Here is a 25,869-nt window from a genome sequence, read left to right on the forward strand (position 1 = left end):
CCACGAAGGACAGATCATGGCAGTAGAAAACGTTACCTACCTGGGCGACCTGAATCCGGCCATGCCCACTGGCGCAGAGCCGAAAAGCGAAGGCGATGACCACGTCCGGAACATCAAGAAGGGCCTGCGCCAGAGCTTCGCGGGCTTCCTAGGCGCGATCCTGGTCACCGGCGCCGACGGCGGCGCAGCGAACACATACACGCTGACGCCCGCGCAGCCGCTCTTGGCCTACTCAGCCAAGATGCTCGCTGTATTCGTCCCGACGGCCAGCAACACCGGCGCCACCACGCTCAATATCTCGGGCCTGGGTGCCAAGGAAGTGGTGAGCGTTGCCGGCGTGCCGCTGGTGGCTGGCGACCTGACTGCCGGCCGCTTCTATACCGCGTTCTACGACGGCACGCGCTTCCGCCTTGACAACGTGACCCAGAACTACGTCGACCAGCTGGTGATCTCGGGCACGGTGCCGGGCGTGAACGACCCGGCCAACAACGGCAAGGTGTTCGCCAGCCAGAACGGCGTCGGCGCATGGATCGGCCTGGACGGCCGCGGCGACCCGGTGTTCGACAACGGCGAAGTCGGCAGCGGCACCGCCGTCATCGACCACAGGAAGGGCGACGGCCAGAAGATCAAGGCTGTCGGCCAGCACACGCTGACCGCTACCGGCTTCCCTGCTGGCCGCCTCGCCGGCGTGCTGCTCGAGCTGACCAACTACGGCACCATCGCACTCACCACCACCGGCATCACCTGGATCAAGGCCGACGGCGCCGAGACCACCAACTTCGCTCAGTCTGGCATCACCTTCCCGGCTGCCGGGCGCGGGCGGGTCGTGCTGTACTCGTTGGGCGACGGCGTCATCTACGGGAAGCGGGCATGAAGGCCTGGCTCATGGCCCTGGCGTTCAGCCGGCGCGCGCAGCCGGTCACCGCAACGTTCGACAAGAACGGGCCGCTGGTCGTGCCGGCTGGCGTCTCGTCGGTGAGCATCTCCGGCTATGGAGCGCGTGGTACGGATGGCTTCTCGGGCACGGTCAGACGGTACCGTAGAACTCAGGTCATTCACCGGTATGTCGACTACGTCTACCGCCGGACTGATACCGATCTGGGTTACGGATTTGGCTCGATGCCAGGATCGTACTGCGAGCCGGAGACCATTTTCTCGCCTGGTAACTCGGTGCAGGAGTGCATGATCTATTCGGACGCGTCATACACCGAGAACAAGCCGCCCACCACCGGGACATCTGCGACTGGTCTCGGAAAAACCTTCCCGGGCAGCTACGGCGACACCGCGCCAGCGAAGACGTCGCTCCCCAGCGTGCCAGTCACCGGCGGCGCCAGCTACAACATCGTGGTCCCGGCCGGCGGCCTGGTCACGGTCACCTACTACCTGTGAGGGCCGCATGGCCAATCCAATCAAATTCGACAACGTCGGAGCAATCGGCGTGGTCCGCGACATCGCGGCCGCCGAGCTGCCGCAGGGCGCGTGGTCGGACGCGCGCAACATCCGCTTCCTGGATGGCGCGGCGCTGCAGTTCCTCGGCCATGGCCAGGTGTACCTGACGCCACCCGAGCCGCCGCAGTTCCTGCTGCAGGCGAACGTCGCCGGCTCGCGCTACTGGCTGTATGCAACAGCTGGCAAGCAGTTCGCCGCGTCCAATGCCTCGGGCGCATCCGTGCACACGAACATCAGTCACGCCACCGCGCGCGTCGGTAAGGTGAACGCCTGGTCGGGCTGCGTGTTCGGCGGGATCCCGGTACTCAACGCCGGCGACGGCAAGCCGCCGATGTACTGGGACACGGACCTGACGCACAAGTTTGTCGACCTGCCGGCCTGGCCGGCGGCGACGTCGTGCAAGGTGCTGCGCCAGTACAAGAACATGCTGATCGCGCTCGGGATCACCCGGGGCGGTGCGCGGCTCGATTACATGGTGAAGTGGTCGTCGCTGGCGGTGGCCGGTTCACTGCCCACCACCTGGGACGAAGCCGACTTCACCCAGGACGCCGGCGAGTTCGACCTGGCCGAGGGTCAAGACCCGATCGTGGATGGCCTGGGCCTGAAGGACAGCTTCATCGTCTACAAGGAGGCCAGCACCTACGCGATCGACTACATCGGCGGCCAGTTCATCCTGAAGCCGCGCAAGGTGTCGGGCATGAGCGGGCTGCTGAACATGAATTGCGCGGTCGAGTTCGAGGCCGGCTTCGGCGCCATGCACTTCGCCGTGACCGGCTCGGACATCGTGCAGCACGACGGATTCTCGGCCCGGTCGGTGCTGGACAAGAAGGCGCGCAGGTTCTTCTTCCAGGATATCGACGTGGCGCACCAGGACAAGGTGTTCGTCTTCAAGAACCCGTTCCTGAACGAGATCCTGGTGGCCTATCCCTCGATCGGTGCCACCTGGTGCGACACGGCCCTAGTCTACAACTACGTCGACGGCACGGTCAGCTTCCGCAGCCTGCCGAACGTGACGCACGCGGCCTACGGCCCGGTCGACAACTCACTGGCCGGCAACTGGAACCAGGACGATGCTCCGTGGGACACCGATCTGACCGCATGGAACGGCCCTGACTTCACGCCGGACACAGCGCGCGTGATGATGGGCAGCGCTGACACGAAGCTGTTTCTGCTCGACGCGTCGACGTCGTTCGACGGTGCGCTGCCAGACGCCTACCTCGAGCGACGCGGCCTGTCGTTCGGCGCGCCTGAGCGCATCAAGATCGTGTCGGGCGTGCGGCCGCGCATCACTGGCAACCGCGGCGGCACGGTGATCGTGCGGCTGGGCGCGGCCAACGGGCCCGACGATGAACCGAAGTGGGCGAAGCCGATCACCTTCACGATCGGCACCAGCCTGAAGCTGGACCGGTTCATCTCGGGCCGCTATCTGGCGATTCGGTTCGAGACCGGTACCGCCTTCAGCTGGAAATTGGACGGATTTTCACTCCTGATCGATGACGCCGGAGAATTTTAGATGCGCAACGCAAGCACGAATGCAGTCAGCTACCAGCCGGGCGACCCGCCAGCGGATCCGGCGCAGATGCAGCGCTTCCTGCGCGAAGAGCTGCTGCGGCTGAAGGCCGCGCTCGACGCGGTGTCGGACGGCTTCCTGCCGGTGGTGTACGCGGCGCCGGCGAAGCCGCGCGACGGGATGCTGCGCAACGCCGACGGAGAAATGTGGGACCCCGGCAGCGGCGCCGGCCTGTACCGATACGGAAACAACACCTGGAATTACCTCGGCTGACACCCAGCCGCATCACCCTTTGAAAGGAACATCATGGGCTTCTTGAAAGACCTCGTGGGCATCGCCGCGCCCATCGCCGGCACCATCATCGGCGGCCCGGTAGGCGGCGCTATTGGCGGCGCGCTCGGTGGCCTGGCCAGCGGCAGCGGCCAGCCGAAGTCGCACACCACCACCCAGCAGCAACAGCTGGATCCGCGCATCGAGCAAATGCTGTTCGGGAATGGCGGCGACAACAAAGGCCTGCTCTCGCAATACCAAGGCTTCATGAACCAGCCGCGATCGGACGCGGCGAACAACTTCGCCAATGCGAACGCGAACTACCTGAGCAATTACGGCGGCGCAGATCTCGACCAGGCGCGACAAGCAGCGATGCGCGCGATGCAGGGCAATACCGCGCCATCGATGCAAGCGGCGCAATCCGCCGGCGCCACGGCCAGCCTGCCGGCGTATGCGGTCGGCACCCAGGTGCAGGCGCCGAGCCAGAACAACATCGACCTGTCCGGCTCCTACAACAGCCTGATCAATGGCGCTCCTGGGGCGAATCCGTACCTCACGGGTTCGATTCAAAAAGGTATCAACCAGAGCTCGAACGCCTTCGGCAACATGGTCACCGACGCGAAGGCGGCTACCCAGGATGTGCTGGGCAGCATCCGGGGCAACTCGGTGCTGGCTGGCCAGTTCGGTGGCTCGCGCCAAGGCATCGCCGAGGGCAAGGCGATCGACAGCATGAACACGAACCTGGCGCGCGCTGCGTCACAGTTCGGCCAGAACAACACCGATGCCGCCGTGGCGGCGCAGGCCGGCGCCTACGACGCCGATCGCAACCGCCAGCTCGCGGCCACCCAGGGTCTCGGTGCGCAGCAGTACGGCGTCGCACAACAGAATGCGGCCTACGCCCAGCAGGCGCAGATGCAGAATGTGCAAAACTCGTTCGACGCCAGCAAGACGAATGCCAGCCTTGCCCAGCAAAACCAGCAGTTCAACGCCGGCCTCCAGCAGCAGACCGGCCTGGCCAATCAGCAGTCGCAGTTGGCGACGAACAGCCAGAACACGAGCGCAGGCCTCGCGGGCGCCGGCCTCCTGTCGGGCCTGCTCGGCAACGCGTCGAACCAGGTCAATGCCAACGACAACTGGGGCCTGGGCCGCGCGCAGGGCGTGAATTCGCTGCTGGCGCCGTATCTGGGCGCGAATAGCTCGAGCAGCAACACGCAGCCGGTCTACAACAACCAGGGCGGCAATGCGCTCGGCGGTGCGATGCTGGGTGGCCAGCTTGCCGGCATGTTCGGCAGCGGTGGCTTTTCTTCTCTCTTCGGCCCGGGCACCATCGGTGCGGGCTTCTAAGGAATCGATATGGCAGGACTACTCGACCTATTCGGCGGCAGCCCACAAGCCCAGGGCTTGCTCGCCGCGACGGCGCAGATTCTCCAGGCCTCGGGCCCATCGTTCCGCCCGACCAGCTTTGGCCAGATCCTCGGCGGCGGGCTGCAGGCTGGCCAGGAAGCGACGCAGCTGGCGCGCGCACGCGACCTGCAGTTCCGTGGCGCCGAGGCGGACCTGGCGGCCCAAGATCGCGCACGCGCCATGCAGGAGCAGGAGCTGGCCGCGGCGCGCGGTGCTATCCGGACGCCTGGCCAGCAGGCTGCGGCCCTGCCCGGCGGGCCGACAGCGGAGAATGCCGCGCGCATCGGCGAGTTCCCGCAGCAGTTCGATCCAGACGCCTATGTCGCCGCGATGATGCAGATCAACCCGCTGCGCGCGCTGGAAATCAAGCGGTCTCTGGCCAAGGCCGGGCCCGAGTTCGACACAAAGCCGCAGGTCGCGACCGACGACATGGGCAACGTGTTCCAGTACTTGGTGGCCAAGGACGGCTCCATCCGGAAGCTCGACGGTGTAAAGCCGCGCGAGAAGCTGTCGACCGTGAACCTTGGCGGCAAGACGGGCTTCGTGGACGACTACACCGGAAACCTGGTGAGCTCGCTGGACAATTCGGTGTCGCCAGATGCGCAACTGTCGTCCTGGACGCAACAGCGCGGCCAGAACATGACCGACCAGCGTGCCCGCGAGGCGAACGATGTGAACCGTATGGGCCAGCGCACCCAGATCGTCAACGATCCGGTGCAGGGCCCAATGCTGGTGGATAAGGGTACCGGCCAGGCGCGTTCCGTAATGATGAATGGTCGGCCCGTGCTGGGTGAAACAGTGGCCAAAAAAGAGGCGGCGGCGAAGAGCCTGATGCCGCTAATCACCGATGCGGAAAAGCTCATCAAGGGCGCGACCGGCTCCTATCTGGGGGCTGCTGCTGATCACGCTGCGCGCTGGTATGGCCACGCAACGCCGGGTGCGCAGAATATCGCTCAATTAAGCGTCCTCGAAGGCAACCTGATGATGGCGCAGCCACGCATGGAGGGCCCACAGTCGAATATGGACGTCGCGCTGTACAAACAGATGGCAGCACAGATCGGTGACCCGACCGTGCCGTACGCCACCAAAAAGGCGGCACTCACTACTCTGAAGTCACTGTACAAGAAATATGTGCCAGACACCCCAGCCGAGTCCAGTGGCGGTGCCGGTGACATCAAATTCCTAGGATTCGAATAATGCCTATCGCACGTTTTGAAATGCCCGATGGCCGGATCGCGCGGTTCGAGGTTCCGGAAGGGACCACTCCCGAACAGGCGCAGCAGGCCATCGCGGCGCAGCTCGGCCAGCAGAAAGGCGCGGCGCCAGCGCGCAGCAAACCATTCGGCGAAGACCTGGACGATGCGCTGGCCGACGTCCCGCGCCAGGTCGGGCTGACCGCGCGCCACGCGCTGGAAGGTGTCGGCGATGCCTTCGATTCCTTCGTCGGCAACCCGCTGCGCACGCTGGCCAGCCCGATCCTGGGCAACAAGCCGACCGCGCGCACCGGCGCGGCAGTCGCTGACCTGGTTGGCCTCCCGCAGCCGCGCACGTCGACCGAGCGCATCGTTGGCGATGCCTCGCGGCTGGTCGCCGGCGGCGCCGGTATGCTGGGCAGCGCAGCGAAGGCCGTCGAAGCCACCTCGGGCGTGCCGCAGGCCGTCGCGCGGCTGCTGGCGTCGAATCCTGGCCAGCAGCTGGCGTCGGCCGGCGCGGCAGGCCTTGCCGGCGGCTACACGCGCGAGACTGGCGGCGGCGACGGCGCGCAGTTGGTCGCCTCCCTGGCGGCTGGTGTGGCGGCGCCGGCGGCGATCGGTGGCGCACAGCGCGCGGCCGCGGCTGTGGCGCGCCATGCCCGGCCGGCGGCGCCGACGCCCGAGCAAACCCAGCAGATCAACATCACGATCAACAACGCGCTGCAGGATTCCGGCATCAAGCTCGAGGAGCTGCCGCGCCAGGTGGCGCAGAGCATCCGCAACGACGTCGCCGCGGCCTTCCGCACCAGCGACCAGGTGTCGCCCGACGCAATCCGGCGCCTGGCCGACTACCGCTTGACCGGGCTGACGCCGACGGCCGCCGGTCTGACGCTGGATCCGGCCGTGGTCACCCAGCAGAAGAATCTGGCGAAGCTGGGCGTGAACAGCAAGGACACCACCGCGCAGTTTTTGGGGCAGACCGAGAACCGGAACAACCGCCAGTTGACCGCCGGCCTGAACAGCCTTGGCGCGGATGCAACCGACGACGCCTACGCCGGCGGCCAGCGCATCATCGGCGCGCTGGCCGGACGTGACGCGCGTGCACGCCAGTTGATCGGCGACCGCTACACCGCGGCTCGGGCGGCCGATGGGCGTAGCGCCCTGCTCGATCCGCACGCTTTCACGCAGCGCGCGAACGACCTGCTCGACGAGGCGCTGCTGGGCGGAAAGCTCCCCGGTGACGTGCGCAACCTGCTGAACAAGGCGGCCACCGGCGAAATGCCGATGACCGTCGATGTGGCCGAGCAGTTCAAGACGCGGATCGGCGACCTGCAGCGTTCGACCACCGACATGGCCGAACGCAAGGCGCTCTCGCTGGTGCGCACGGCGCTGGACGACGCCCCGCTGCAGCCTGGCCAGCAGATCGGCCAGGAGGCGATCGACGCGTTCAACCGTGCGCGGACGCTTAATCGGAAATGGATGGGGATCGTCGACCGCACCCCGGCTCTGCAGGCCGTGCGCGACGGCGTCGAGCCCGACCAGTTCGTCCAGAAGTTCATCGTCGGGACCGGCAAGGACGCCAGCCTGCTGAGCGTGGCGCGCATGCGCGACTCGATCAAGGCCAGTCCGGACGCCATGCAGACGGTGCGCGAGCAGATCCTGGGCCACCTGAAAGGCCGGGCCCTGAATGGCCAAGCCGACGAGGTGGGGAACTTCAGCAGCGCGGCGTACACCAAGGCGCTCGATGCGATTGGGGACCGCAAGCTGCGCCTGTTCTTCAAGCAGGACGAGATCAACCAGCTGAAGGCCCTGGGCCGTGTGTCGCGGTACGAGCAGTTCCAGCCGGCCGGCGCCGCGGTGAACAACTCGAACACGGCCGGCGCACTGGGCGGGCTCGCGGAACGCATCCTGAGCCAGTCGGTGCTGTCGAAAATTCCATTCGGCCAGGCCGCGATCGGCGAGCCGCTGCAGAACATCCAGGTGGGCTTCCAGTCGGGACGGGCGCTCGATGTGCCGCGCACGCTGGCCGGGCCACGTCAGGCGGTACCGGCCGGGCAAGGCGGCCTGTTGCTGTCGCCGGCGGCATTCATGGGAACGGAAACGGAGGAGGATCGGCGGCGCCGGCTACTTACGCCGTGACGCCCACCAGGCATTGAAGATGAACGCGAGCATCGCGCCCAGCTGAATCGGATCGAAGTGCATTCGCTACCCCAAGAAGTTTCAACAATTATACGGCCACCTTCGGGTGGCCTTTTTATTTCCTGAAAGGGTCCACGTGACCACCACGACCGAACAACAAAACGCGATCAACGTCGCCGCCATCCAGGTGGAAGTCGCCCACCTCAAGCTGGCCGTAGCCGAACTGCGTACCGCGAACGCCGAACTCGACCGCAAGGTCGACCTGGTGCTGGCCCAGCTGGCCGAGGCCCGCGGCGGCTGGCGCACCCTGATGCTGATCGGCGGCGCCGCCGGCTCCCTGGGCAGCGGCATCACCTGGCTCATCTCCCACCTGAAAGGCTGACCATCATGCACCTGACGCCCCACTTCACACTGCAGGAACTGACCGCGTCGCAGACGGCCGCACACCGCGGCATCGACAATCGTCCGAACATTCAGGAGACGCGCAACCTCACCCGGCTGGCGGAGACGCTCGAGCAGGTTCGCGCGCTGGTCGGCCGTGCGGTCCTCGTCTCCAGCGGCTACCGCTCGCAGGCGCTGAACAAGGCCATCGGCGGCAGCGCCACCAGTGCGCACATGCGCGGCCTCGCCGCCGACTTCTCGTGCAACGGCATCACACCCGTCGAGCTGGCGCGCCGGATCGCCGCCAGCGACATCGTGTTCGACCAGCTGATCTTCGAGGGCACCTGGGTGCACCTCGGGCTGTCGGCCGGAAAACCGCGCCGCGAGGTGCTCACAGCGCACTTCGGCGGCGGCCGCACCGCCTACACCAAGGGCCTCCCTCTCTCCACCACTAAGGAAATCGCATGAAACGCATCCTGCTGCTCGCCGCCCTGCTCGCCCTGGCCGGCTGCTCGAACCTGGTCCTGCAGTGCAGCGGCACCTACACCGGCGAGGAGGTGCGCAATGCAGCCCCGCGGTAAGGCGCGGTTCCTGTCGACCCTGCGCACCGACCGCGTAGGCCTGGCCAGTGCCGACCGGCTGCTGCTCTCGCCGCTGGTGTTCGAGTCGATCCTGCTCGATCGCCAGATCCATGTGCCTACCGGCTTCGTCACCGACTTCGCCAGCGTCCCGCGCGCGCCGCTCACATACTGGCTGTTCGGCGGCGTGGGCGACGAGGCGGCCGTCGTGCACGACTTCCTCTACGAGAAAGCCCTGGTGACGCGCGACCTGGCCGACCTGGTATACGGCGAGGCGCTGGAGGCCTGCGGGGTGGCGCGCTGGCGTCGCGCTGCCATGGTGTTGGCGGTGCAGCTGTTCGGCGGCTCCCGCTACGGCGCGAACGTAGCGGCGGCGCCGTGATGGAGTTCGACATCTATGCGCTCACCCCGGGCGGCGGCGGGCACGTCCTGACCGTCCGGCAGGAGCGCAGGGACGCCGGGCCACGGCTGGTCGTCATCGCGGGCGGCGAAGTCCCGGCGCCGGGCGAGGCGATGATGGAGCGACTACTGGGCGAGCCGCTCGACGCCGCTCCGGCTGCAGCAGCACCCGCCAGGTAAGGTCGAAGGGGATGCCCTGCTCATGCAGCGCGCAGGCGCCCTCGGCGATCGCCATTATCACCGCCCGGTCGACCAGCATCGCCGTTTGCACATCGGTTCGTTTGTCCATGGCCGATGATCGCAGGCGGCGGCCGGCCGGCGGTGACGCTGCTCAACAGTGCTACACTTCGGCGATGCGTGCCAAAGTGAAACGACTTCGAGAACGAAATGGACGGCTGTCCGACCAGCAAATCGCCTCGGCTATTCCGGTCGAAGGCGAGTTTGTTGTCCATACCGTGGCCGGCGTACGGATTGCTCAGTTGCAGCAGCCAAACAACCAAGTTGCCGATCCACTCCTTCTGCTTCATCATGCAGAGCTGACGACTATGCATGGCCCTGGCATGCTGCTCAAGGGCGAGGAATGGCCACAGGGTGACCAGCGGCGGGCCTATGTTCAGGAATGGTCGGTGCGATTCGAATAGGTCGGGCTCAGCCCTTATCCCCAACCTCAAGATCCTCGATCATCTTTTCAAGCGACTCAAGCGCCTCACGCTGGCCAACTCGCTTGAACAGAGCCAGTGCAATACCAAACCCTTCCAGCACACCCTCCTTACGAGCTTCCTCTAGCAGGGTGCGCATGCGTTCAGCACCGTGGTCCCTTGCCGGCTCCAGAACACGATCCGAAAACTTTGGAAACGATGTCCCGGCATATCTGCGGACCGCTTGATTGAGCGTTTCAGTCAACTTTCTGTCGGCCTCGGCTTGCTCTTCCGCTGACTTGGGAGGTTGTGCAAAATCTTCAATATTCATTACATTCCCCATGTAGATAAGTGAATAGCCGAAAAAAAAGCACTGCGTATTAGATGAACATCTAATATACAGTGCTGTTCTCCCATACAGCTGTCGCTGTAAGCTCTTGATTCTATTGGTCGGGGCGAGAGGATTCGAACCTCCGACCCCGTGCACCCCATGCACGTACGCTACCAGGCTGCGCTACGCCCCGACTAGTCGATAATTATATCAGAGCCAGCGAAAAAATCTTGCGTTTTTGCCATACCGTGCAAGATCTTCACTGGACAGGGTTTGGCAGGCTCTACTTCCACTCTCCACGCAGCGCCATCACCTGCTGTTGCAGGTAGGCCGGCGTCGCCAGCTCGGGCGCGACCGGCTGGCCGACCGCCAGCGCCAGCTGCGAGCGCATGCCGCGCGAAATCCTGCGCTCGAACAGATTGCTCTTGTCGCGGGTAAACCAGCTGCCCCACAGGCCACGCAGCGCCATCGGGATCACCGGCACCTTGCTGCGCTCCATGACTTTCGTGATGCCGTGGCGGAACTCGTTCATCTCCCCAGTCGAGGTCAGGCGCCCTTCCGGGAAGATGCACACCAGCTCGCCATCATGCAGCGCATGGGCGATGTCGACGAACGCCTTTTCCATCGTCCACGGATCTTCCTTGGCCGGCGCGATCGGGATCGCGTTCACCGCGCGGAAAATCCAGCGCAGGAACGGCGTTTTAAAAATGCGGTGATCCATGACGAAGCGGATCGGGCGTGGGCTGGCGGCATTGATCACGATCGCGTCCACGTAGCTGACGTGGTTGCACACCAGCACCGCCGGGCCTTCGCTCGGGATGCGCGCGGTGTCGATGGTGCGCACCCGGTACACGGTGTGAATCAACAGCCAGGCCAGGAAGCGCATCAGGAATTCCGGCACCAGCGAGAAGATGTACACCGCCACCACCGCATTGAGCAGGGCCGTGGTCAGGAACAGTTCCGGGATGCTGAAGCCCTGCCCCAGCAGCAGGATGGCGACCCCGGCCGATGCGACCATGAAGATCGCGTTCAGGATGTTCATGCCGGCGATCGTGCGCGACACGTGCTTCTGGTCGCAGCGGGTCTGGATCAGGGCGAACAGCGGCACGATGAAGAAACCGCCGAACACGCCGATCATCACCAGGTCGCCCAGGATGCGCCAGGCGCCGGGTTGGTTCAGCAGGCCGGTCCAGTCCACCACCGTCGTGCTGGCAATAAAGGCTTCGCTGGCGAAATACAGGTCGATGCCGAATACCGACAGGCCGATCGAGCCGAACGGCACCAGGCCGATCTCGACCTTGTGGCCCGACAGGCGCTCGCACAGCAGCGAGCCGAGCCCGATGCCGAGCGAGAACACGGTCAGCAGCAGCACGAACACGCTGTGGTCACCCATCAGATAGTCTTTCGAGAACACCGGGAACTGGGCCAGCAGCAAGGCGCCATAGAACCAGAACCAGGAATTACCGAGCATCGACAGGAACACGGTGCGGTTCTGGCGCGAATACGCCAGGTTGCGCCACGATTCGGCGATGAAATTGCGGCTGATGCGCAGTTCGGGCGCCGGCGCCGGCGATGGCGGAATGCGCCAGGCGGCGGCCAGGCCCAGCACGGCGAATAGCAAGGTTGCACCGGCCACCAGCATGATGCCGTTGGGCTTGTAGCCGACCAGGATCGCGCCGGCCACTTCACCCAGCAGGATGCCGACGAAGGTCCCCATCTCGACCACGCCATTGCCGCCCACCAGCTCGTCGGGCTTCAGGTTCTGCGGCAGATACGCGTATTTCACCGGACCGAACAGCGTCGAATGCATGCCCATGCCGATCACCGCCGCGATCAGGAGCCACAGCGTGTGCGTCATCCAGCCGATGCCGGCCACCAGCATGATCGCAATCTCGGCGATCTTGACGATGCGCGCCAGCTTCGCCTTGTCGAACTTGTCGGCGATCTGGCCCGAGGTGGCCGAGAACAGCACGTAGGGCAGGATGAACAGCCCCGGGATCAGGTTGTTGAGCAGGGAGGGATCGAGCGTGGTCCAGTTGATCGCATCATAGGTCATGACGACCAGCAGCGCGGTCTTGAACAGATTGTCGTTGAAGGCGCCCAGGAACTGGGTCCAGAAGAACGGGCCGAAACGGCGCTGGGTCAGCAGGGAAAACTGATTCGGTTGGCTCATGCTCGAAAGCTCGGCTGTGATGGAGTGCGTAATGTACAACGGCAGGCATGGCGGAACAAACGCTGTTTCTCACATTCATGCTTGCGTATCCGCATGTAATACCGCCGGTCTTGCTCTACAGTACGAAGCATTTGCGCGAGCACAAACCGCGGCCGACGGCAAGCGTGCGCACCGAAACAGTGCCATGCGGGCGATTGACGATTGAAGCCGGTCAAATTGGGCTTGATCTGGCACATTGGTGCAATGCAGCGCAGGTAGAATCCGCGGATGACTTCCGCCAACTTCCACATCAGCTACGCCAGCGTTGCCAATGCGCTGTTCGAGCACATCGAGCAGGACTTGCTGCTCCTCACCACCGCCCTCCTCGACGATGACGAGGAATTGCCGCGCCGTTTCGAGCCGTATCCAGCGACGTTGCTGGCCCATGAAGGCATGCCGCCGCCATGAAAAAACCGCCGTTGCCCAGCACGGGCAACGGCGGCTCCAGTGGCATGGCCGGTCAGGTCAGCCCAGCGTTTCCAGGCGAATCCGCGTCACCTTGCCGATCACCGCCGGTAATCCTTCGATCTTGGCGATCGCCGCGTCGATGTTCTTTTCGCGCGTCTGGTGCGTCAGCATGATGATGTCGATATCAAGCTGGTCGCCCGGCTCCTTCTGCAGCACGGCGTCGATCGAGATGCCGGCGTCGGCCAGGATGCGGGTCAGGTCGGCCATCACGCCCAGCTTGTCCTGCACGTGCACGCGCAGGTAATAGCTGCTGGTGATCTCGGACATCGGCATGATCGCGACGTCGGTCATCTGGTTCGGCTGGAACGCCAGGTGCGGCACGCGGCTGTACGGGTCGGCGGTCAGGAGGCGGGTCACGTCGACCAGGTCGGCGATCACGGCCGATGCGGTCGGCTCCGATCCGGCGCCCTTGCCGTAGTACAGCGTGGCGCCGACCGCGTCGGCCTGCACCAGCACCGCGTTCATCGCGCCTTCGACATTGGCGATCAGGCGCGCGGCCGGGATCAGGGTCGGGTGCACGCGCAGCTCGACGCCCTCGCCCGACTCGGTATGGGTGCGGCGCGTGATGCCCAGCAGCTTGATGCGGTAGCCGAGCTGTTCGGCGTAGCGGATGTCGGCCGCCTGCAGCTGGCTGATGCCTTCCACATAGGCCTTGTCGAACTGCACCGGAATGCCGAAGGCGATCGCCGACATGATGGTCAGTTTATGGGCCGCATCGACGCCCTCGATGTCGAAGGTCGGATCGGCCTCGGCATAGCCCAGCTCCTGCGCCTGCTTGAGCACGGTCGCAAAATCCAGACCCTTCTCGCGCATCTCGGTCAGGATGAAATTGGTGGTGCCGTTGATGATGCCGGCCACCGATTCGATGCGGTTCGCGGTCAGGCCTTCGCGCAGGGCCTTGATGATCGGCACGCCGCCGGCCACGGCCGCCTCGAAGGCCACCATCACGCCCTTTTCCTGGGCGGCGGCGAAGATCTCGTTGCCGTGCAGCGCCAGCAGCGCCTTGTTGGCGGTCACGACGTGCTTGCCGTTGGCGATCGCCTTCAGCACCAGCTCGCGAGGCAGTTCGTAGCCGCCGATCAATTCGACGACGATGTCGATGTCCGGATGGTTGACCACCGCAAACGGGTCGCTCACGATCTCGACCGCACCGCCGGTCACTTCGCGCGCGCGTTCAATATTGCGCGCCGCAATCATTGCAATCTCGATGCCGCGTCCGGCGCGGCGGCGGATGTCTTCCTGGTTGCGTTGAAGGACGTTGAAGGTACCGGCACCCACGGTGCCGATGCCCAGGAGGCCAACTTGAATCGGTTTCATAAAATCTGTATCTCTTGATGGTCAGGACGCCCGTCCGGTTCAGGCGTGGCGTCGTCGGTAACCGTCGAGGAAGCGCGCGATGCGTCCGCAAGCGTCGGTCAGGTCGTCGGAATTGGGCAGGAACACCAGCCGGAAATGGTCCGGGGCGATCCAGTTGAAGCCGGTGCCTTGCACCAGCAGCACTTTTTCCTCGGACAGCAGTTCGCAGATGAACTGCTGGTCGTCCGTGATCGGATACATCTTCGGATCGAGGCGCGGGAACATGTAGAGCGCGGCTTTTGGCTTGACGCAGGACACGCCCGGTATATCGGTAAGCAATTTATGCGCGAGGTCGCGCTGCCTCAAGAGGCGTCCGCCCGGCCCCACCAGGTCGTTGATGCTCTGGTGGCCGCCAAGGGCGGTCTGGATGGCGAACTGCCCCGGCGCATTGGCGCACAGGCGCATCGAGGCCAGCATGTTCAGGCCGTCGATATAGCCTTTCGCGTGGCGTTTCTCGCCCGAGACCACCATCCAGCCGGCGCGGTAGCCGCAGGAACGGTAGTTCTTCGACAGGCCATTCAGGGTCACGAACAGCACGTCGTCGGCCAGCGAGGCGATCGAGACGTGTTGGGCGCCGTCGTACAGGGTCTTGTCGTAGATCTCGTCGGCGTAGACGATCAACTGGTGCTGGCGCGCCAGCTCGATGATGTCGAGCAGCACTTCGCGTGGATACAGCGCGCCGGTCGGGTTGTTCGGATTGATGACGACGATCGCGCGCGTGTTCGGCGTGATCTTGCGCCGCATGTCCTCGATGTCGGGCAGCCAGCCGGACTGCTCGTCGCACACATAGTGCACCGGCGCGCCGCCGGCCAGGCTCACGGCCGCGGTCCACAGCGGGTAATCGGGCGCCGGCACCAGCACTTCGTCGCCGTTGTTCAGGAGCCCCTGCATCGACATCACGATCAGCTCCGAGGCGCCATTGCCCAGGTAGATGTCGTCCATGCCCACGCCGGCGATGTTCTTCTCTTGCGTGTAATGCATGACCGCCTTGCGCGGCGCGAACATGCCTTTGGAATCGGTATAGCCGGCCGCGCCATGCATATTGCGGATCATGTCGCTGACGATCTCGTCAGGCGCATCGAAGCCGAACACGGCGAGGTTGCCGATGTTGAGCTTGATGATCTTCTGGCCGTCTTCTTCCATCTGGCGCGCCACGTCCAGGGCCGGCCCGCGGATTTCGTAGCAGACGTCGTCGAGCTTGTTGGATTTGGCGATCGGTCTCAAAATTTCCTCAGATGTGAGCGTGCTCTGTTGCAGTGCGAAAAATACCATTCTGCCGAAAGCGCCCCGTTTAGGCAACCTTGCCGATCCGGTTACAATGGGCCTTTGCCAGCCCACCGGATTCAGCCAACGCCATGAAGCTTCATTCCGACAACACCCAACAATACCAGACCGTGACCGGCTATGACGCCTCGGGCGTGGAAATCAATGCCGAACGCTTCAATTACAGCCTGACGGTGCTCCCGGAGATCCCGCCGCGGCCGTGGAACGTGACCCGCTTCGACGACCTGACCGCCGCCCACTTCGAAGAAATCGCGAAGGACGCGCCCGACGTCGTCATCCTCGGCACCGGCGAGCGCCAGCGCTTCGTGCACCCGCGCCTGGTAGCCAGCCTGTCGGCCATGCACGTCGGCGTCGAAAGCATGGACAGCCAGGCCGCCTGCCGCACCTATAACGTGCTGATGGGTGAAGGACGCAAGGTAACGCTGGCCCTGATTATCGGCGCCTGATTTCGTTAGCCGGATCTTAAATCTCCAGAAACATTTCCAAATCGGGGTAAATAGTGTGATTCTGGCCAGCCGGAGCACTAGCGGCAGGTGGCACCGCCGGATTATCATGCCAGTGCCGCTCCCCGCCACCATGCGCCGGGAGGTTAATATTTGCAGCGCAGCGCGCTGTCACTGCCCAGGAGAAGCCCGTGGCCGAGAGCCAAGCAACCATCGCCCCATTTTCCGCCCCGATGACCGGTGGCCAGACTTTCGAGCTGGCTGGCCGTCCCGCCAGGTACACCGTGCTGTACTTCTACCCCAAGGACAATACGCCGGGCTGCACCACCGAGAGCATCGCCTTTCGCGAAGCCTGGCCCGAGTTCCAGGCGCTGGGCGCCGAGATCGTTGGCCTGAGCCGCGATTCGCTGCGCTCGCACGAGAACTTCAAGGCCAAGCTGGGCCTGCCCTTCGAACTGATCTCCGATCCGGACGAAACCGTCTGCACGCAATTCAATGTCATGAAGATGAAGAATATGTATGGCAAACAAGTGCGTGGGGTCGAGCGCAGTACGTTTGTCATTGACGCTCAAGGCCGATTGGTGAAAGAATGGCGTGGCGTGAAAGTCAATGATCACGTCACCGAAGTGCTGGAATTTTTGAAGAGCCAGCCCTGAATTACGGATGGCTCCAGTTTGTTCAACCTGCTGGATCGCTACCCCTTATTTTGAGTCAACCCGTAATTCATCCACATTCTTCCAATCTGGTTTCCCGCCGGGCCGGAGCATTTCCGGGCTCGGCCGTACTGCAGACATTTTTCCTCGCAATCACCCCGGCGGCTCATCCGCCATTCCCGTTAGTAGCATCGACTCCGTGCGGCAGCGCGCCACGTGGCCCGCGCGCGCACGGCCATCCAGACTTTTTTTAGATTGAGAACCTGATGCCACTGCCAAAGATGCCTACCCAGCCAGCGACCATGCTGCTGGCAAAAGATTACCCGAAGGCCGAACCCGGCAAATCGCCGGTACGTCCCGTCTCGGCCCAGGCCAACGACGACGTCGAAGACCTGATCAGCGGCCAGGCCGTGCCGACGCCGAAATCGCGCGCACGCCGCAAGGCGCAAGACACCCTGGCCGCGGCGCAAGCGCCCGCGGCTGCCAAACCCGTCGCAGCCGTTCCAGCCGTCGCCGAACAGGCTGGGCAACCGGCCCGCAAGACCGCCAAGCAAGGCAAGCAGAACTGGCCTGGAGCCGCCCCTGCGCAAGCCAGGCTGCGCGAGACCGACGCCGATCAACCGCATCCGGCCAAGCACAAGCCGGTCGAAGTCACCATCAAGTCGTCCACCAGCCGCAAGGCCGACCGCTCCGGCGCCACCAAGGTGTTCGTGCTCGACACCAATGTGCTGATGCACGATCCGACCTCGCTGTTCCGCTTCGAAGAGCACGACGTCTACCTGCCGATGATGACGCTCGAGGAGCTGGACAACCACAAGAAGGGCATGTCCGAAGTCGCGCGCAATGCGCGCCAGGTCTCGCGCACGCTCGACGCCCTGATCGCCAACGTCGACGACGACGCCATCGAGTCCGGCATCCCGCTGTCCAAGCTGGGCAACAAGGATGCCAAGGGCCGCCTGTTGTTCCAGACCCGCCTGAACAGCGCCGCCCTGCCCGAAGGTCTGCCGTCGGGCAAGGCCGACAACCAGATCCTGGGCGTCGTGCGCGCGCTCGAGCAGCAGATGGCGGGCCGCGCCATCGTGCTGGTGTCGAAAGACATCAATATGCGCATCAAGGCGCGCGCCATCGGCTTGCCGGCCGAGGATTACTTCAACGACCACGTGCTGGAAGACACCGACCTGCTGTACTCGGGCATCGTCCAGCTGCCGGACGACTTCTGGGACAAGCACGGCAAGGACGTCGAATCCTGGCAGGAAAACAAGAACGGCAGCTCGGCGACCTACTACCGCGTCACCGGTCCCTTGATCCCGACCCTGCTGGTGAACCAGTTCCTGTTCCTCGAGCCGAAGGATGGCCAGTCGCCGCTGTACGCGCAGGTCAAGTCGATCAACGGCAAGACCGCCGTGCTGCAGACCCTGCGCGACTATAGCCACAACAAGAACAACGTCTGGGGCATCACGGCGCGCAACCGCGAGCAGAACTTCGCCCTCAACCTGCTCATGAATCCCGAGGTCGACTTCGTCACCCTGCTGGGCCAGGCCGGCACCGGCAAAACCCTGCTGGCCCTGGCGGCCGGCCTGGCGCAAGTGCTCGAGACCAAGCTCTACAACGAGATCATCGTCACCCGCGTGACGGTGCCGGTGGGCGAGGACATCGGTTTCCTGCCGGGCACCGAAGAAGAGAAGATGTCGCCATGGATGGGCGCCTTCGACGACAACCTCGAGGTGCTGATGAAGTCGGACGGCGATGCCGGCGACTGGGGCCGCGCCGCCACGCAAGACCTGATCCGCTCGCGCATCAAGATCAAGTCGCTCAACTTCATGCGCGGCCGCACCTTCGTGAACAAGTTCCTGATCATCGACGAGGCGCAAAACCTGACGCCGAAGCAGATGAAGACCCTGGTCACGCGCGCCGGTCCCGGCACCAAGATCTTGTGCCTGGGCAATATCGCGCAGATCGACACGCCTTACCTCACCGAGGGTTCGAGCGGCCTGACCTATGTGGTCGACCGCTTCAAGGGCTGGAGCCACGGCGGCCACGTGACCCTGGCGCGCGGCGAACGCTCGCGCCTGGCCGACCACGCCAGCGACGTGCTGTAACGCCGCAGGCCGCCTGCAAGAGGCGGCAGTGCCGCCAAACGCCCGCCCTCACCGGCGGGCGTTTTTTTGCCTGAACCGCAAACAGCGCTACCATAGGGTGGTCGGCCATGCCGTCCACGCGTCCAGACAGATCCCGCCCAAAGGAGACCTTATGCCCCATATGCTGCTCATCCACGAGCCGATCGGCCAGCGCGCCACCCGCAGCGACGCCGAAGGACGCGCCGCCTACGAGCGCATGCTGCGCTGGGGAGAAGACCTGAAGGAGCGCGGCCTGTTGCTGGCGGCCGAGTCGCTCGCATCCCTCGACAGCGCGGTGCGGGTGACCGTCCCCGCCGGCAAGCCGCGCATCGTCGACGGCCCGTTCGCCGAGGCCAAGGAAATGGTGGGCGGGTTCTTTTTGGTCGACGTCGACTCGCGCGACGAGGCGGTCCTGCTCGCCGCCGAGTGCCCGGCCGCCGCATGGGCCACGGTCGAAGTGCGCGCACTGGCGCCCTGCTTCATGCGGTGATTATTTTTTCAGGGCTGTCGAATACGCTGAGCGCCGTTCGTCGTGGACCATGAAGGCCTGCCGCCGCGGGCCACTCACCACCACCGGAGAACCCCATGCGATTCATGATCATCGTCAAGGCCAGCGCCGCGTCCGAAGCGGGAGAGATGCCGCAAGAGCCGCTGCTCGCCGAAATGAACGACTACCACCAGGAACTGGCGCGCGCCGGCGTGCTCCTCGACGGCAATGGGCTCAAGCCCACCAGCCAGGGCTGGCGCATCCGTTACGAAGGCGACGGACGGCGCGTCGTCGACGGCCCGTTTGCCGAGACCAAGGAGCTGATCGCCGGCTATACCCTGATCCAGGTCCGCTCGCGCGAGGAAGCGCTCGAATGGACGCGCCGCTTTCCCAACCCGCGCGGCCCCGGCCTGGAAGCCGAGATCGAGGTGCGCCAGCTGTTCGAGCTGGACGACTTCGCCCCCACCGAAACCATCGAACGCATGCGGGCGCAATGACAGGCAGGGTCGAGGACACCATCGCCGCGCTGTGGCGGATCGAATCCGGCCGCATCGTCGGCAGCGTCGCGCGCATCGTGCGCGACGTCGGGCTGGCCGAGGAGCTGGCCCAGGACGCCCTGGTGGCGGCGCTGGAGCGCTGGCCGCACGACGGCATCCCCGACCGTCCCGGCGCCTGGCTGCTCACGGCCGCGCGCAACGGCGCCTTCGACCTGCTGCGGCGCGACCGCAGCCTGCGCCAGAAACTGGAACAGATCGGCCTCGACCTCGAGGCCCAGGAGGCCCTGACAGTGCCGGATTTCGTGGACGACCTCGACGCCCGGCGCAACGACGTGGTCAAGGACGACCTGCTGCGCCTGATGTTCACCGCCTGCCACCCGGTGCTGTCGCTCGACGCGCGCCTGGCCCTGACGCTCAAGCTGCTCGGCGGCCTGGCCACCGCCGAGATCGCGCGCGCCTTCCTGGTGCCAGAGAGCACCATGGCCCAGCGCATCGTGCGCGCCAAGCGCACCCTGGGCGAGGCGAAGGTGCCGTTCGAACTGCCGCCACCAGCCGAGCTGGGCCAGCGCCTGGGCGCCGTGCTGGAGGCGGTCTACCTGATCTTCAACGAAGGCTATACCGCCACGGCGGGGGACGACTGGATGCGCCCGGCCCTGGTCGACGAGGCGCTGCGCCTGGGTCGCATCCTGGCCGAGCTGGCGCCGAACGAACCCGAGGTGCATGGCCTGGTGGCGCTGATGGAACTGCAGGCGTCGCGCATGGCGGCGCGCCTGGACGCGGCCGGGCGGCCGGTGCTGCTGCTCGACCAGGACCGCGCGCGCTGGGACGGCGTGCTGGTGCGGCGCGGCCTGGCCGCCCTCGAGCGCGCCGCGCGCATTGGCGCCCCGCGTGCTTCCTATGTGCTGCAGGCCGAGATCGCCGCCTGCCACGCGCGCGCGCATCGTGCCGGGCTGACCGACTGGCGCCGCATCGCCGACCTGTACGGCGAACTGGCCGTGGTCCAGCCCTCCCCCGTCGTCGAGCTCAACCGCGCGGTGGCGGTGGGCATGGCCGACGGCCCCGCGGCCGGCCTGGCGCTGGCCGACCGGCTGCTTGCGGATGGCCGGCTGGACGGCTACCACTGGCTGCCGAGTGTGCGCGGCGACCTGCTGTTCAAGCTCGGCCGCCGGCCGGAAGCCCGCGCCGAATTCGCGCGCGCGGCCGCGCTCGCCGCCAATGCGGCCGAGCGCGAACTGCTGCTGGCGCGGGTGCGCGATGCGTCCGATGCCTGATCCTGAACAAATACTGCGCGTTAATTGATGTCTATGCCGGAAGGATACATACCGCTATGATCGAGGCTGGATAGAATAAAACTCAAGTGATCGTGACGGGAGAGCAGCAATGAAATTCCGGTTCTGGGGAGTGCGTGGATCGATCCCTTCGCCGGGTCCGCGCACCGCGCGCTACGGCGGCAACACCACCTGCATCGAGGTGCGCACCGACGCCGGCGCCCTCCTGATCCTGGACGGCGGCACCGGGCTGTTCCCGCTGGCCCAGCACCTGGTCCAGCAAGGGCCGGTGGCGGCCAATATCTTCATCACCCACAGCCATTGGGACCACATCCACGGCCTGCCCTTCTTCGCGCCCTTGTTCGTCAAGGGCAACCGGGTGCGCCTGCACGGCGCCCACGACGAAATCACGGGCTACGGCATCGAACACGTGATGAACGCGCAGCTGCAGAACAGCTATTTTCCGGTCGGCGAAGCGCAGATGAGCGCCACCCTCGACTATCGCACGCTCGATGTCGGCGTGCCGATCGCGCTGGAAGACGCCGTGGTGTCGAACGTGGCGATGAACCATCCGGTGCTCAATCTCGGCTACCGCATCGACTGCAACGGCAAGTCGCTGTTCTTCACCGGCGACCATGAGCCCTGGCCCAACCCGCACCCGGCCGGAAGCGCCGAGCACGCCGCCTGCGAGGAACAGCTGCGCGAGCGCGAACGCCGCATGGACGCCGTCATGCGCGGCGTGGACGCCCTGATCGTCGATTGCTCCTACACGCGCGAGGAATACCCGTCCAAGCTCGGCTGGGGCCACGGCACCTTCGACGGCGCGTTCGACATGGCGCTGCGGGTGGGCGCGCGCACGCTCTATTGCACGCATCACGAACCGACGCGCGGGGACGACGAACTGGAAGCGGTGTTTGCCGGGGTGATGGCGCGCTACGAGGGGCGGCTGGATGGCTTGCAGGTCTTCCTCGCCTACGAGGGACTGGAAGTCGATCTCGGGTAGATCGCGCAAGGCGTAAAAAAAGCGGAGCCATTCAGCTCCGCTTTTTCGTTGCGCCCAGCGCTTGTCACATGATGTGGGTGCCCACCCACCACGCCACCGCGGCGATGAACGCCGATGCCGGAATGGTGAAGATCCAGGCCCACACGATGTTGCCGGCCACGCCCCAGCGCACGGCCGAGGCCTTCTGCGCGGCGCCCACGCCGACGATCGCGCCGGTGATGGTGTGGGTGGTCGACACCGGGATGCCGAAGGCGCTCGACATCAGGAGCGTCATCGCGCCGCCGGTCTCGGCGCAGAAGCCGCCCACCGGCTTGAGCTTGGTGATCTTCTGGCCCATGGTCTTGACGATGCGCCAGCCGCCGAACAGCGTGCCGAAGGCGATCGCGGCGTAGCACGAGATGATGACCCAGGCCGGCGGATGGGCGTCGTTGGCGCTGACGTAACCGGCGGCGATCAGCAGCATCCAGATGATGCCCATGGTTTTTTGTGCATCGTTGCCGCCGTGGCCCAGCGAGTAGGCCGCGGCCGAGACCAGCTGGAGTTTACGGAACAGGCCGTCGACCTTGCGCGGCGTCGCCTTCACGAAGACCCAGGCCACGATCAGCATGATCACCGAACCGAGCACGAAGCCCAGCAGCGGCGCGACCACGATGAAGGCGACGGTCTTGAGCAGGCCGCCGGAGATCAGCGAGCCGGTGCCGGCCTTGGCCACAGCGGCGCCCACCAGGCCGCCGATCAGGGCGTGCGAGGACGAGGACGGGATGCCGTAATACCAGGTGATCAGGTTCCAGGAAATCGCGCCGACCAGGGCGCCGAAGATGACGTAGTGATCGACCACGCTCGGGTCGATGGTGCCCTTGCCGATGGTCTGCGCGACCTTCATGTTGACCACGAAGATCGCGATGAAGTTGAAGAAGGCGGCCATCGCGACGGCATGCTGCGGCTTCAGGACGCCGGTCGACACGACGGTGGCGATCGAGTTCGCCGAGTCGTGGAAGCCGTTCATGAAGTCGAAGATGAGTGCCAGCACCACCAGCATGCCCAGCACATAAATGCTGATGTTAACAGTATCCATGGTTGTTTCGCTCGAACGACGCTTACGCGTTTTCGACGATGATGCCTTCGATGATGTTGGCCACGTCTTCGCAGCGGTCGGTCACGGTTTCCAGGATCTCGTAGATCGCCTTCATCTTGATCAGGTTGCGCACGTCCGGTTCGTCGCGGAACAGCTTGGACATGGCGGCGCGCATCACATGGTCGGCGTCCGACTCGAAGCGGTCGATCTCTTCGCAGATGGCGACGATCTTTGGCGCATTGTCCATGTCGTGCAGCATCGAGACCGCTTCCTGCACCTTCAGGCAGCACGACAGGCACAGCTCGGCCAGGCGCTTCGCCTCCGGCGTCACCGCATGCAGGTCGTACAGGGAAACGGTCTGGGCCGCGTCTTCCATCATGTCCAGGATGTCGTCCATGCGCGTGATCAGCTTGTGGATGTCGTCGCGGTCGAGCGGAGTGATGAAGGTCTTGTGCAGCAGGTCGACCGTGGCGTAGGTGATCTTGTCGGCCTGTTTTTCGATCGTTTCGACCGCATGGGTACGGGTTTCCAGATCGTCGAAATTGGTCATCAGGCCGACCATTTCATGGGCACCCTTCACGCACAAGGCCGCGTGCTGGTTGAACAGTTCAAAGAAATTGCCTTCTTTAGGCAAAAAGCGTCCAAACATTGTTTTTCTCCGTTTTTCTCTCGGTATTGCCGACGCTCCGGGAAAAGCGACGGCATGGTATGCGGCGTGACGCTGGCCGCGCTATGCGGCTTAGTCGCCCTGGTAGATAGACAGGTTGCCGCTGTAATTGCCAAACTTGGTGTATTGGCCAATCCAGGTCAGACGAATCGCCCCGATCGGGCCATTACGCTGCTTGCCGATGATGATCTCGGCGGTGCCTTTGTCAGGCGAATCCGGGTTATAGACTTCGTCGCGGTACAGGAAGATGATCACGTCCGCATCCTGTTCGATAGCGCCGGATTCGCGCAGGTCGGACATCACGGGACGTTTGTTGGGGCGTTGTTCCAGCGAGCGGTTCAGCTGCGACAGCGCGATCACGGGGCACTGCAGCTCCTTCGCCAGGCCCTTGAGCGAGCGCGAGATCTCGGAAATCTCGGAGGCGCGGTTGTCGCCCGGCTTCGAACCCTGCATCAGCTGCAGGTAGTCGACGATGATCAGGCCCAGCTTGCCGCACTGGCGCGCCAGGCGGCGGGCCCGCGCGCGCATCTCGATCGGATTCAATGCGGGGGTTTCGTCGATGTACAGCTGGGCATCGTTCATCTTCTGGATGGCGTGCGTCAGGCGCGGCCAGTCCTCGTCGTGCAGGCGGCCGGTACGCAGGCGGTGCTGGTCGAGCTGGCCGACCGAGCCGAGCATACGCATGGCCAGCTGGGCGCCGCCCATCTCCATCGAGAACACGGCGACCGGCAGGCCGGCCTCGATCGCGACGTTCTCGCCGATGTTCACCGAGAACGCGGTCTTGCCCATCGACGGACGGCCGGCGACGATGACCAGGTCGCCCGGCTGCAGGCCGGAGGTCATGCGGTCGAGGTCGATGAAGCCGGTCGGCACGCCGGTGATCTCGCCCTGGTTCTCGCGCGAGTACAGTTCGTCGATGCGCTCGACCACCTGGGTCAGCAGCGGCTGCACCGCCAGCCAGCCCTGGGCGCCGCGGGCGCCCTGCTCGGCGATGGCGAAGATCCGCGATTCCGCCTCGTCGAGCATCTGCTTGACTTCCTTGCCCTGCGGATTGAAGGCATTGCCGGAAATCTCGTCGGCGACGGTGATCAGCTGGCGCAGGATGCCGCGGTCGCGCACGATCTCGGCGTAGCGGCGGATATTGGCGGCCGACGGCGTGTTCTGCGCCATCGCGTTCAGGTATTGCAGGCCACCCACTTCCTCGGCCTTGCCGAGCTGGTTGCAGGCTTCATAGACCGTGATCACGTCGGCCGGCTTGCCGGCGTTGATCAGGCGGACCATCTGTTCGAAGATGATGCGGTGATCGTAACGGTAGAAGTCTTCCGCATGCATGAAGTCGGCGATGCGGTCCCAGGCGGCATTATCGCGCAGCAGGCCGCCGATGACGGACTGCTCTGCTTCGATGGAGTGCGGGGGGATGCGCAGGGCTTCGATCTGCGGGTCTGAGGGTGCTGCGTTCATGGGCGGCATTATACCTTCTCCTGTCACACGGCTGTCATAATTGGTGAGTTTCAAAAGCAAAAAAGCCGGGAGAACCCGGCTTTTTCGTGTACTGCTTTTACTTCAGTTCAGCATTCGCTTAGGCAGCTTCGCCCACGACAGCGATGGTGATTTCCGACACGACGTCGGTGTGCAGGGCGACTGCAACCGGGAATTCGCCGGTGGTCTTCAGCGGGCCGTTCGGCAGGCGAACGGCAGCTTTTTCGACCGGGAAGCCCTGCTTGGTCAGCGCTTCAGCGATGTCCGCGTTGGTGACCGAACCGAACAGACGGCCGTCGACGCCGGCCTTCTGGCCGATGGTGACGGTCAGGCCGCTCAGCTTGTCGCCTTGGGCTTGGGCGGCTGCCAGCTTCTCGGCGGCTGCTTTTTCCAGTTCGGCGCGCTTGGCTTCGAACTCGGCCACTGCCGACGCGGTAGCGCGGCGTGCCATCTTTTGTGGGATCAGGAAGTTACGTGCGTAACCATCCTTGACTTTGACGACGTCGCCCAGGTTGCCGACGTTGATAACTTTTTCCAACAGAATAACTTGCATGTTTTATCTCCAGGA

The 25,869-nt window shown here is 64.8% G+C and carries 28 protein-coding genes and 1 tRNA gene; 20 read left to right on the forward strand and 9 right to left on the reverse strand.

Annotated elements, in window-relative coordinates:
• Window positions 1–16 precede the first annotated feature (16 nt).
• The 12 genes from KY496_RS11175 to KY496_RS11230 all read left to right on the forward strand — a co-directional run bounded on the left by KY496_RS11175 (window position 17) and on the right by KY496_RS11230 (window position 9,964).
• On the forward strand, window positions 17–874 hold the full coding sequence (locus KY496_RS11175; RefSeq protein WP_219864765.1) for a hypothetical protein: 858 nt from the start codon (window positions 17–19) through the stop codon (window positions 872–874).
• Window positions 871–1,389 carry a hypothetical protein gene (locus KY496_RS11180; protein WP_219864766.1) on the forward strand — a complete coding sequence of 173 codons (519 nt, stop codon included), beginning with the start codon at window positions 871–873 and terminating at the stop codon, window positions 1,387–1,389. The genes KY496_RS11175 and KY496_RS11180 overlap by 4 nt, the downstream gene beginning before the upstream one ends.
• A 7-nt stretch (window positions 1,390–1,396) precedes the next feature.
• On the forward strand, window positions 1,397–2,962 hold the full coding sequence (locus KY496_RS11185) for a hypothetical protein (RefSeq protein WP_219864767.1): 1,566 nt from the start codon (window positions 1,397–1,399) through the stop codon (window positions 2,960–2,962).
• Window positions 2,963–3,232: a hypothetical protein gene (locus KY496_RS11190; RefSeq protein ID WP_219864768.1), complete on the forward strand. Its 270-nt coding sequence runs from the start codon at window positions 2,963–2,965 to the stop codon at window positions 3,230–3,232. It abuts the gene before it with no gap.
• Window positions 3,233–3,265: 33 nt separating this feature from the next.
• Window positions 3,266–4,573 carry a hypothetical protein gene (locus KY496_RS11195; RefSeq protein WP_219864769.1) on the forward strand — a complete coding sequence of 436 codons (1,308 nt, stop codon included), beginning with the start codon at window positions 3,266–3,268 and terminating at the stop codon, window positions 4,571–4,573.
• A 9-nt stretch (window positions 4,574–4,582) separates the two neighbouring features.
• Entirely contained in the window at window positions 4,583–5,830 is a 1,248-nt protein-coding gene (locus tag KY496_RS11200) for a hypothetical protein (RefSeq protein ID WP_219864770.1), read from the forward strand.
• Complete coding sequence (locus KY496_RS11205) at window positions 5,830–7,965, forward strand: hypothetical protein (protein WP_219864771.1); 2,136 nt, start codon at window positions 5,830–5,832, stop codon at window positions 7,963–7,965. Before KY496_RS11200 ends, KY496_RS11205 begins: the two co-directional genes overlap by 1 nt.
• A gap of 136 nt (window positions 7,966–8,101) precedes the next feature.
• Window positions 8,102–8,347 carry a hypothetical protein gene (locus tag KY496_RS11210; protein WP_219864772.1) on the forward strand — a complete coding sequence of 82 codons (246 nt, stop codon included), beginning with the start codon at window positions 8,102–8,104 and terminating at the stop codon, window positions 8,345–8,347.
• A 5-nt stretch (window positions 8,348–8,352) separates the two neighbouring features.
• Window positions 8,353–8,814 carry a D-Ala-D-Ala carboxypeptidase family metallohydrolase gene (locus KY496_RS11215; RefSeq protein ID WP_219864773.1) on the forward strand — a complete coding sequence of 154 codons (462 nt, stop codon included), beginning with the start codon at window positions 8,353–8,355 and terminating at the stop codon, window positions 8,812–8,814.
• Between the two features lie 96 nt (window positions 8,815–8,910).
• Complete coding sequence (locus KY496_RS11220) at window positions 8,911–9,306, forward strand: DUF1353 domain-containing protein (protein ID WP_219864774.1); 396 nt, start codon at window positions 8,911–8,913, stop codon at window positions 9,304–9,306.
• Window positions 9,306–9,503: a hypothetical protein gene (locus tag KY496_RS11225; RefSeq protein WP_219864775.1), complete on the forward strand. Its 198-nt coding sequence runs from the start codon at window positions 9,306–9,308 to the stop codon at window positions 9,501–9,503. Before KY496_RS11220 ends, KY496_RS11225 begins: the two co-directional genes overlap by 1 nt.
• A 107-nt stretch (window positions 9,504–9,610) precedes the next feature.
• Window positions 9,611–9,964, forward strand: coding sequence for a hypothetical protein (locus tag KY496_RS11230; protein WP_219864776.1), 354 nt, complete (start codon window positions 9,611–9,613; stop codon window positions 9,962–9,964).
• A 7-nt stretch (window positions 9,965–9,971) separates the two neighbouring features.
• Here KY496_RS11230 and KY496_RS11235 read toward each other — a convergent pair whose 3' ends face one another.
• From KY496_RS11235 to KY496_RS11245, 3 genes are all read right to left on the reverse strand, one after another.
• Window positions 9,972–10,292, reverse strand: a complete 321-nt coding sequence (locus KY496_RS11235; RefSeq protein ID WP_219864777.1) for a hypothetical protein — start codon at window positions 10,290–10,292, stop codon at window positions 9,972–9,974.
• A gap of 116 nt (window positions 10,293–10,408) precedes the next feature.
• A tRNA-Pro gene (locus tag KY496_RS11240) sits at window positions 10,409–10,485 on the reverse strand.
• Window positions 10,486–10,575: 90 nt separating this feature from the next.
• Window positions 10,576–12,465: an MFS transporter gene (locus KY496_RS11245; protein WP_219864778.1), complete on the reverse strand. Its 1,890-nt coding sequence runs from the start codon at window positions 12,463–12,465 to the stop codon at window positions 10,576–10,578.
• 267 nt (window positions 12,466–12,732) lie between these two features.
• On the opposite strand from KY496_RS11245, the gene KY496_RS11250 reads away from it, so the two are divergent.
• Window positions 12,733–12,912, forward strand: coding sequence for a hypothetical protein (locus KY496_RS11250; protein ID WP_005666101.1), 180 nt, complete (start codon window positions 12,733–12,735; stop codon window positions 12,910–12,912).
• A gap of 57 nt (window positions 12,913–12,969) precedes the next feature.
• Here KY496_RS11250 and KY496_RS11255 read toward each other — a convergent pair whose 3' ends face one another.
• Both KY496_RS11255 and KY496_RS11260 read right to left on the reverse strand, forming a co-directional pair.
• Window positions 12,970–14,289 carry a homoserine dehydrogenase gene (locus KY496_RS11255; protein WP_005666099.1) on the reverse strand — a complete coding sequence of 440 codons (1,320 nt, stop codon included), beginning with the start codon at window positions 14,287–14,289 and terminating at the stop codon, window positions 12,970–12,972.
• 39 nt (window positions 14,290–14,328) lie between these two features.
• A complete protein-coding gene (locus KY496_RS11260; RefSeq protein WP_184239804.1) occupies window positions 14,329–15,552 on the reverse strand; it encodes a pyridoxal phosphate-dependent aminotransferase in 1,224 nt (407 codons plus the stop codon).
• A gap of 131 nt (window positions 15,553–15,683) precedes the next feature.
• Here KY496_RS11260 and KY496_RS11265 point away from each other — a divergent pair, with 131 nt between their 5' ends.
• From KY496_RS11265 to KY496_RS11295, 7 genes are all read left to right on the forward strand, one after another.
• On the forward strand, window positions 15,684–16,058 hold the full coding sequence (locus tag KY496_RS11265; RefSeq protein ID WP_005666095.1) for an Mth938-like domain-containing protein: 375 nt from the start codon (window positions 15,684–15,686) through the stop codon (window positions 16,056–16,058).
• A gap of 188 nt (window positions 16,059–16,246) precedes the next feature.
• Window positions 16,247–16,711, forward strand: a complete 465-nt coding sequence (locus KY496_RS11270; protein ID WP_005666093.1) for a peroxiredoxin — start codon at window positions 16,247–16,249, stop codon at window positions 16,709–16,711.
• A 263-nt stretch (window positions 16,712–16,974) separates the two neighbouring features.
• Window positions 16,975–18,807 carry a PhoH family protein gene (locus tag KY496_RS11275; protein WP_219864779.1) on the forward strand — a complete coding sequence of 611 codons (1,833 nt, stop codon included), beginning with the start codon at window positions 16,975–16,977 and terminating at the stop codon, window positions 18,805–18,807.
• A 151-nt stretch (window positions 18,808–18,958) separates the two neighbouring features.
• On the forward strand, window positions 18,959–19,315 hold the full coding sequence (locus tag KY496_RS11280) for a YciI family protein (protein WP_219864780.1): 357 nt from the start codon (window positions 18,959–18,961) through the stop codon (window positions 19,313–19,315).
• A gap of 95 nt (window positions 19,316–19,410) precedes the next feature.
• Window positions 19,411–19,809, forward strand: a complete 399-nt coding sequence (locus KY496_RS11285; RefSeq protein ID WP_219864781.1) for a YciI family protein — start codon at window positions 19,411–19,413, stop codon at window positions 19,807–19,809.
• Window positions 19,806–21,080, forward strand: a complete 1,275-nt coding sequence (locus KY496_RS11290; RefSeq protein ID WP_219864782.1) for an RNA polymerase sigma factor — start codon at window positions 19,806–19,808, stop codon at window positions 21,078–21,080. Before KY496_RS11285 ends, KY496_RS11290 begins: the two co-directional genes overlap by 4 nt.
• 109 nt (window positions 21,081–21,189) lie before the next feature.
• Window positions 21,190–22,080 carry an MBL fold metallo-hydrolase gene (locus KY496_RS11295; RefSeq protein WP_219864783.1) on the forward strand — a complete coding sequence of 297 codons (891 nt, stop codon included), beginning with the start codon at window positions 21,190–21,192 and terminating at the stop codon, window positions 22,078–22,080.
• 64 nt (window positions 22,081–22,144) lie between these two features.
• Here KY496_RS11295 and KY496_RS11300 read toward each other — a convergent pair whose 3' ends face one another.
• The 4 genes from KY496_RS11300 to rplI form a co-directional block, all read right to left on the reverse strand.
• Entirely contained in the window at window positions 22,145–23,155 is a 1,011-nt protein-coding gene (locus tag KY496_RS11300; RefSeq protein ID WP_071361852.1) for an inorganic phosphate transporter, read from the reverse strand.
• A gap of 22 nt (window positions 23,156–23,177) precedes the next feature.
• Window positions 23,178–23,804, reverse strand: a complete 627-nt coding sequence (locus tag KY496_RS11305) for a DUF47 domain-containing protein (RefSeq protein WP_005666076.1) — start codon at window positions 23,802–23,804, stop codon at window positions 23,178–23,180.
• A gap of 90 nt (window positions 23,805–23,894) precedes the next feature.
• The gene (locus tag KY496_RS11310) at window positions 23,895–25,292 is read right to left on the reverse strand and encodes a replicative DNA helicase (protein ID WP_005666075.1); all 1,398 of its coding nucleotides are present in this window, start codon (window positions 25,290–25,292) and stop codon (window positions 23,895–23,897) included.
• A gap of 109 nt (window positions 25,293–25,401) precedes the next feature.
• On the reverse strand, window positions 25,402–25,854 hold the full coding sequence (rplI, locus tag KY496_RS11315) for a 50S ribosomal protein L9 (protein WP_005666073.1): 453 nt from the start codon (window positions 25,852–25,854) through the stop codon (window positions 25,402–25,404).
• Window positions 25,855–25,869: the final 15 nt, after the last annotated feature.

The organism is Massilia sp. NP310, assembly GCF_019443485.1.
GTDB lineage: Bacteria > Pseudomonadota > Gammaproteobacteria > Burkholderiales > Burkholderiaceae_D > Telluria > Telluria timonae.

Excerpts from the sequence above, each read along its gene's own strand:
- KY496_RS11310 (WP_005666075.1), bottom strand. The coding sequence starts at position 25,292 with ATGCCGCCCATGAACGCAGCACCCTCAGACCCGCAGATCGAAGCCCTG.
- KY496_RS11185 (WP_219864767.1), top strand. The coding sequence starts at position 1,397 with ATGGCCAATCCAATCAAATTCGACAACGTCGGAGCAATCGGCGTGGTC.
- KY496_RS11300 (WP_071361852.1), bottom strand. The coding sequence starts at position 23,155 with ATGGATACTGTTAACATCAGCATTTATGTGCTGGGCATGCTGGTGGTG.
- KY496_RS11250 (WP_005666101.1), top strand. The coding sequence starts at position 12,733 with ATGACTTCCGCCAACTTCCACATCAGCTACGCCAGCGTTGCCAATGCG.
- KY496_RS11255 (WP_005666099.1), bottom strand. The coding sequence starts at position 14,289 with ATGAAACCGATTCAAGTTGGCCTCCTGGGCATCGGCACCGTGGGTGCC.
- KY496_RS11295 (WP_219864783.1), top strand. The coding sequence starts at position 21,190 with ATGAAATTCCGGTTCTGGGGAGTGCGTGGATCGATCCCTTCGCCGGGT.
- KY496_RS11245 (WP_219864778.1), bottom strand. The coding sequence starts at position 12,465 with ATGAGCCAACCGAATCAGTTTTCCCTGCTGACCCAGCGCCGTTTCGGC.
- KY496_RS11200 (WP_219864770.1), top strand. The coding sequence starts at position 4,583 with ATGGCAGGACTACTCGACCTATTCGGCGGCAGCCCACAAGCCCAGGGC.
- KY496_RS11265 (WP_005666095.1), top strand. The coding sequence starts at position 15,684 with ATGAAGCTTCATTCCGACAACACCCAACAATACCAGACCGTGACCGGC.
- KY496_RS11190 (WP_219864768.1), top strand. The coding sequence starts at position 2,963 with ATGCGCAACGCAAGCACGAATGCAGTCAGCTACCAGCCGGGCGACCCG.
- KY496_RS11225 (WP_219864775.1), top strand. The coding sequence starts at position 9,306 with ATGGAGTTCGACATCTATGCGCTCACCCCGGGCGGCGGCGGGCACGTC.
- KY496_RS11285 (WP_219864781.1), top strand. The coding sequence starts at position 19,411 with ATGCGATTCATGATCATCGTCAAGGCCAGCGCCGCGTCCGAAGCGGGA.
- KY496_RS11205 (WP_219864771.1), top strand. The coding sequence starts at position 5,830 with ATGCCTATCGCACGTTTTGAAATGCCCGATGGCCGGATCGCGCGGTTC.
- KY496_RS11230 (WP_219864776.1), top strand. The coding sequence starts at position 9,611 with ATGGCCGATGATCGCAGGCGGCGGCCGGCCGGCGGTGACGCTGCTCAA.
- KY496_RS11215 (WP_219864773.1), top strand. The coding sequence starts at position 8,353 with ATGCACCTGACGCCCCACTTCACACTGCAGGAACTGACCGCGTCGCAG.
- KY496_RS11305 (WP_005666076.1), bottom strand. The coding sequence starts at position 23,804 with ATGTTTGGACGCTTTTTGCCTAAAGAAGGCAATTTCTTTGAACTGTTC.
- KY496_RS11180 (WP_219864766.1), top strand. The coding sequence starts at position 871 with ATGAAGGCCTGGCTCATGGCCCTGGCGTTCAGCCGGCGCGCGCAGCCG.
- KY496_RS11290 (WP_219864782.1), top strand. The coding sequence starts at position 19,806 with ATGACAGGCAGGGTCGAGGACACCATCGCCGCGCTGTGGCGGATCGAA.
- KY496_RS11280 (WP_219864780.1), top strand. The coding sequence starts at position 18,959 with ATGCCCCATATGCTGCTCATCCACGAGCCGATCGGCCAGCGCGCCACC.
- KY496_RS11235 (WP_219864777.1), bottom strand. The coding sequence starts at position 10,292 with ATGAATATTGAAGATTTTGCACAACCTCCCAAGTCAGCGGAAGAGCAA.
- KY496_RS11275 (WP_219864779.1), top strand. The coding sequence starts at position 16,975 with ATGCCACTGCCAAAGATGCCTACCCAGCCAGCGACCATGCTGCTGGCA.
- rplI (WP_005666073.1), bottom strand. The coding sequence starts at position 25,854 with ATGCAAGTTATTCTGTTGGAAAAAGTTATCAACGTCGGCAACCTGGGC.
- KY496_RS11175 (WP_219864765.1), top strand. The coding sequence starts at position 17 with ATGGCAGTAGAAAACGTTACCTACCTGGGCGACCTGAATCCGGCCATG.
- KY496_RS11195 (WP_219864769.1), top strand. The coding sequence starts at position 3,266 with ATGGGCTTCTTGAAAGACCTCGTGGGCATCGCCGCGCCCATCGCCGGC.
- KY496_RS11220 (WP_219864774.1), top strand. The coding sequence starts at position 8,911 with ATGCAGCCCCGCGGTAAGGCGCGGTTCCTGTCGACCCTGCGCACCGAC.